This is a genomic window from Microcystis sp. M113S1 (assembly GCF_020246945.1).
In the GTDB taxonomy this organism is placed as follows: domain Bacteria; phylum Cyanobacteriota; class Cyanobacteriia; order Cyanobacteriales; family Microcystaceae; genus Microcystis.
In genome coordinates this window covers 1-5,221 of sequence record NZ_JADBSA010000112.1, presented here as the reverse complement: position 1 = coordinate 5,221, position 5,221 = coordinate 1, and the positions used below count along the sequence as shown (strand labels likewise).

Below are 5,221 nucleotides of genomic sequence, written 5' to 3'. Positions count from 1 at the left end.
CTGCGAAGGTTACATGATATCAGCCAGACTTGGAAACTATCTCATCAAATTAGTCCCCCCATAGAACCTCCTTGAGCCATCTTGCACACTTTTCTCTTTTTGTCAAATTTTATGTTAAGAAAGATGTGACTAATGGATAGGATTGAAAGAGCGTGACTGTCTAGTTGAAAATGTGGCTTATCTTGGTGATCAATCTCAATTAGCAGAAGAACTGAAATCAGATAAATGGCGTGATGCTCTATCCTCTCTAGGATGCAAGTGGTGGCCAATTCTTGAGCCTAAAAAGTGGAACGACTATAGTAATATAGATGTGGTTATTGCTGCTAGAAGTTTCGATGGCAAGCCATACATCAACAAACCCGCTAATAAATTAATCAATTGTTGGCGAACTGGTGTTCCAGCCATCGTGACTCCAGAGTCCTCAATCTTAGCAGAAAAGAAAAGCGACTTAGACTTTCTTTTGGTTAATTCTCTGGACGAAGCCATCTCAGCAGTTAGTAAGTTAAAGAGTAGTCCCGACCTTTATGCTAACATGGTCAGTAATGCCCGGGAAAGGGCTAAGGATTTTACTGTAGAAAAAGGTTGTGAAAGATTTATGAAATTTTTTGAGGAATTTGCGTTTCCTACCTATAATGAATGGATTAAATTAACGGAAAGCCAGAAAAAAACTCTTTTCTGGAGACGTTGTTCTAAATTGAAATTAGACAATTTTAAAGACAGAACAATTAATAGTTTGATCGAGCGGTTTTTCTAACGAACATTATTGCATAAATCATGACACAACCTATCCATCGTCCAACTAATACATCTGAGCAAGAACAAGACCTGCGAGATCAAGTATTTCAAGCCGTACAGAAATACTATGACTTCAAATTTCAGCCCCGGGCTTTTGTGGCGGGGCAAACCTATGTTCCGGTTTCCGGTAAGGTATTTGATGAGCAAGAATTAGTCAAATTAGTCGATTCTTCCCTAGATTTCTGGCTGACGACGGGCAGATATGCCGCAGAATTCGAGGAACGTTTTGCCCAGTGGATGGGGGTAAAACATTGTTTATTAGTCAATTCCGGCTCTTCAGCCAATTTAGTGGCTTTAAGTGCCTTAACTTCGCCTAAATTGGGAGAAAAGCAACTTAAACCGGGGGATGAGGTGATTACTGTTGCCGCAGGTTTCCCGACTACAGTTAATCCCATCTTCCAAAATCAGCTAATTCCGGTCTTTTTAGACGTTAAATTACCCGGTTATGACCTTGACATCGAGCAGCTGGAATCGGCCTTGTCAGAGAAGACTAAAGCGATTATGATCGCCCATACCTTGGGAAACCCGTTCAATTTAGAGGCGGTGATGGCTTTTGCCGAAAAACATGACCTTTGGGTAGTGGAGGATAACTGTGATGCGGTGGGAAGTCTCTATAAAGGGCAAAAAACTGGCACCTTTGGGCATTTAGCAACGGTTAGCTTTTATCCCGCCCATCACATGACTATGGGAGAAGGTGGTGCGGTTTTAACCAGTGATACCCGCTTGAAAAAGATTGTCGAATCTTTCCGCGACTGGGGGAGAGATTGCTGGTGTCCTCCGGGGGTGGATAATACCTGTAATAAACGCTTCGGTTGGCAGTTAGGAGATTTACCCTTTGGCTACGACCATAAGTACACCTATTCTCATGTGGGCTATAACCTAAAGATGACAGATATGCAAGCCGCCGTCGGGGTAGCCCAACTGGATAAATTGCCGGAATTTATCCAAAAGCGCCGGGAAAATTTCGACTTTTTGCATCAAAAATTACAAGACTTACAAGATGTCTTAGTTCTGCCCGAAGCCAGCCCCCATTCTGAACCGAGTTGGTTTGGCTTTCCTATCTTAGTTAGGGAAGATGCGCCTTTTAGCCGTAATGATTTAGTTAAATATTTGGAGGAAAAACGCATCGGCACAAGGCTATTATTTGGGGGTAATTTACTGCGACAACCTCTGTATCAAGGATTAAATTATCGGGTTATTGGGGATTTGAGTAATGCTGACAAAATCATGGCAGGAGTGTTTTGGATTGGGGTATTTCCTGGATTAACCAAGGAGATGTTAGAGTATGTAGCCGAAACTATGAGAGCATTTTGTAGGAGTTAACACAAGCTCAAGCCGACAATTCTGCCGTCAGAATTGTCAATAATTATCAATAATACTTTAAATTAAATTAGATAAATGAACAAAAATATGATCGATCAATGGTTCAAAGGAGTAGGGGCGTTCCTACTTATTTTTATTGATGTAAAGTATCTTCTTACCACAAGATTTAGCAGATTGAAAGGAAATGAAAAGTATGAAGCAATGTGGTATCTATTTATTTTGATTTCAATTATTGTTTTACCTATATTCTTGGGTAAAGTTTTGAACTATTTTAGTTCTATTTTATCAAAAATAATCAATAATTGGCAAGTCACAAATCAAAGTCGTAATCTTGAGTTTTTAATTTCGTGGGGACTTGGTCTTGTTTTCAACACGATAGCAATTCAAAGGCTCTTTACCCAAGGAACTGCTGAAAGTCTCAGGCTCTATATTAGACCCGAGATGTCATCCAACTCAGATAAGCTGACAACTTATTTATCAAGCTTGAATTTTTTGTTGCTAATTCCAGTAGCATTAATTTTAACAGTTATTTTATTTTTTCTCTTACATTTATTTTCTCTTCGTAAATTTTTGAGAACATTATTGATTGAGAATATAGTTTTTATTGGAGTTTTAGTGACAGTGACATCAGTTGCTTGGAGTCTGGTTTATACTGATAAATCGAACTACCATTTTAATGTGGTTCTCTTCCCATTAGCGGCCATTAATAGTGATTCCCCTTTCATTCCCCTTGTTGATGATGGATTTAAAAGTTTATATGGCGGATATTATCTTTGGCTTGGCCTACTATCACGATTAATGGGAAATAGTCTATGGTCTATTAAAATTGTTGTGTGTAGTTTGATTGCTCTTCAGATTCTTCTTTACTATTTAATAGTTAAAGCTATCTACAAAAATCCATTGATCAGAATTTTGGTATTTATTAACTGCCTATTTTGGAGTTATTTTTATAGTAGGGTGGGAACCCAAGATTTATACTTTCAATATTTTCCTTTAAGAACTTTATTTCCTTGTCTTTTGCTGGTAACTTTGTTGTATATATCTGAAAGAAAATTTCTCGATAAAGCTACTTTTCCCATTGGATTTTTAACAATTAACTTACGAGATTTGCTTCTAGATTTTCTAGTGGCAATGGCTCTATTAAGTAATTTTGATTCTGGTATATCTGTCTTGATTATGTATTTCTTTATTTACATTTGGAATGAGTTTAAAATAGATGGTTTTAGCGCAAAAAACATGATAAAAAAATTAACGGGATTTAGTATAAATTTTATAATTATCATTTTCATAATTATTTTTGGCTTTAGAATTATTGCTGGAGAATTTATCAATTTTTATAATTATACGGGTTCTACTCTTAAATTTGGCTCTGGCTTTTTTGGTTTGCCTTTTCCAGATAATATATGGATGATATTTATGGTTGTTTACGGTTTTAACATCATACAATCTTTTCAGAGTCCTATTGAGGATAAAAACGCTAAGTATCGTTTTGTAATTGCCATCTGGGGAATAGTTAGCCTCTTTTATTTTGTCAATAGAAGTCATCCTTGGAATTTGTTAGCTGTATCACTTCCCTTCTTTCTTTCCTATGGTTGTTTGATTGATTATGCCTTTAGTTCTTATCGAAAAAAAATGTCTGAATCTGAACCAGAATTGATGCAGAATAAAATGGCATTTAGGGAATTTTTGCCAATCCTATTGCCCGATTCGTTTGATTTATTAAGACTCTCCCTTGTCAGTGTATTAGTCATGCCCTTTATTATTATGTCCCTAATCGCTTGTGTAAAATTTATCCCCTTAACGATATATAATTTTCAACGCCCTAAAAGCTATTCGCAAATGTCTGCTTTAGCCAGCTTGTCTGAGAGAGTGGCTATATTAGAAAAGCAATTAAACCGCCCATCAATTCTAATTTCTGATTGGTTTGAGTCATACTATTATCTTGACAAAAACAGAAAAGTGTTGTTCTATCCTGAGATAATCTCTATTTTCTCTGAGGACAATTCTTTTCAGTCCCCTTTTACCTATGCTCTCAAGAAATTCAATCCAATTGTCACGGTCTGTCCTCTAAAGATGTCTGACCATCTTCGTAGCACTTTTTTAGAATTACTCTATCAGAACAATTATAAACTTCTAGAATCCCGGAAAAGCATAGATTCTACTATGAAGCGAAGTTGTGATATTTATGTAAAAGGTTAGAACTGTAATAGAGTCAGAGAATCTTGACAAAATCACATAACCTAAAACGAGCCGAACGCTTGGCAGCAAAATTGCGGTCGCTAGGGGTTGACATTGATGATAGTTTATGATAAGAAAGTCCCATCAGTTGTTCACCCCCACCAACCCATGGCTCAAGAAACCCTCGTAATTGGTGCTAACCCAGCAGAGATAAAGCTACCACCTACCCAGGATGAACTCCTTTCTGATGATGGTATTCCCATGGAAACCCAGCGACACGGACTGCAAATGCAGTTATTAGTCAGACCTCTCTCCCAATGGTTAAAAACTCAAGGACGGGAAGCGTTTGTGGGAGGCAATATGTTTGTTTACTTTAGCCCCAATCAAGTAATGTACCTACTTAGTCGCGGGCAGTTTATGAGAGCTTATTAAATATTAGGAAGGACTGTTTACGACAATGACACCATCTGCTATTGATTTACCGACAAAATCAACGATAATCGCCTGGGAAAAACTGCCAGATGATTTTATATTACCTGACGAACCTGTGGATAATAACCTGCAACCTCTATTAGCGGCAGCTTTACGAGAATCTCTAGAATTAGCAGGACTAATTCTCGAATCGATGCTAATTGCTTCTAATTTTGGCTTATGTGCTACCGTTAAAACTCAAACTGTTGTCAAAGCACCTGACTGGGTTTATATTCCCTCAGTAAAACCCATTGCTAGTGGAGAAATTCGGCGCAGTTATACTCCCCATCTTCAAGGAGAAATTCCTGCAATTGTCCTAGAGTTTATCTCGGAAACCGAAGGGAGTGAATATTCCATCAACCCTCACTATCCCTATGGAAAATGGTATTTTTATGAGCAAATCTTACAAGTACCTGTCTATGGAATTTTTCAGCCAAAAACAGGAGAATTAGAT

At 37.6% G+C, this 5,221-nt stretch carries 3 protein-coding genes and 2 pseudogenes; all 5 read left to right on the top strand.

Translation table 11 applies throughout. From position 1 onward, the window contains the following. The first annotated feature begins 142 nt into the window (after positions 1 to 142). Positions 143 to 754, top strand: a complete 612-nt coding sequence (locus tag IM319_RS05900) for a glycosyltransferase (protein WP_287734989.1) — start codon at positions 143 to 145, stop codon at positions 752 to 754. 20 nt (positions 755 to 774) lie between these two features. Next, a complete protein-coding gene (rfbH, locus tag IM319_RS05895; protein WP_287734988.1) occupies positions 775 to 2,118 on the top strand; it encodes a lipopolysaccharide biosynthesis protein RfbH in 1,344 nt (447 codons plus the stop codon). Positions 2,119 to 2,205: 87 nt separating this feature from the next. Continuing rightward, a complete protein-coding gene (locus IM319_RS05890; protein WP_287734987.1) occupies positions 2,206 to 4,317 on the top strand; it encodes a hypothetical protein in 2,112 nt (703 codons plus the stop codon). Between the two features lie 147 nt (positions 4,318 to 4,464). Next, positions 4,465 to 4,686, top strand: a pseudogene (locus tag IM319_RS05885) (Uma2 family endonuclease); the annotation flags it as partial. 67 nt (positions 4,687 to 4,753) lie between these two features. Continuing rightward, positions 4,754 to 5,221: pseudogene (locus IM319_RS05880) on the top strand (Uma2 family endonuclease); the annotation flags it as partial.

Coding starts and splice junctions, on each gene's coding strand:
- rfbH (WP_287734988.1), top strand. CDS start 775: ATGACACAACCTATCCATCGTCCAACTAATACATCTGAGCAAGAACAA.
- IM319_RS05890 (WP_287734987.1), top strand. CDS start 2,206: ATGATCGATCAATGGTTCAAAGGAGTAGGGGCGTTCCTACTTATTTTT.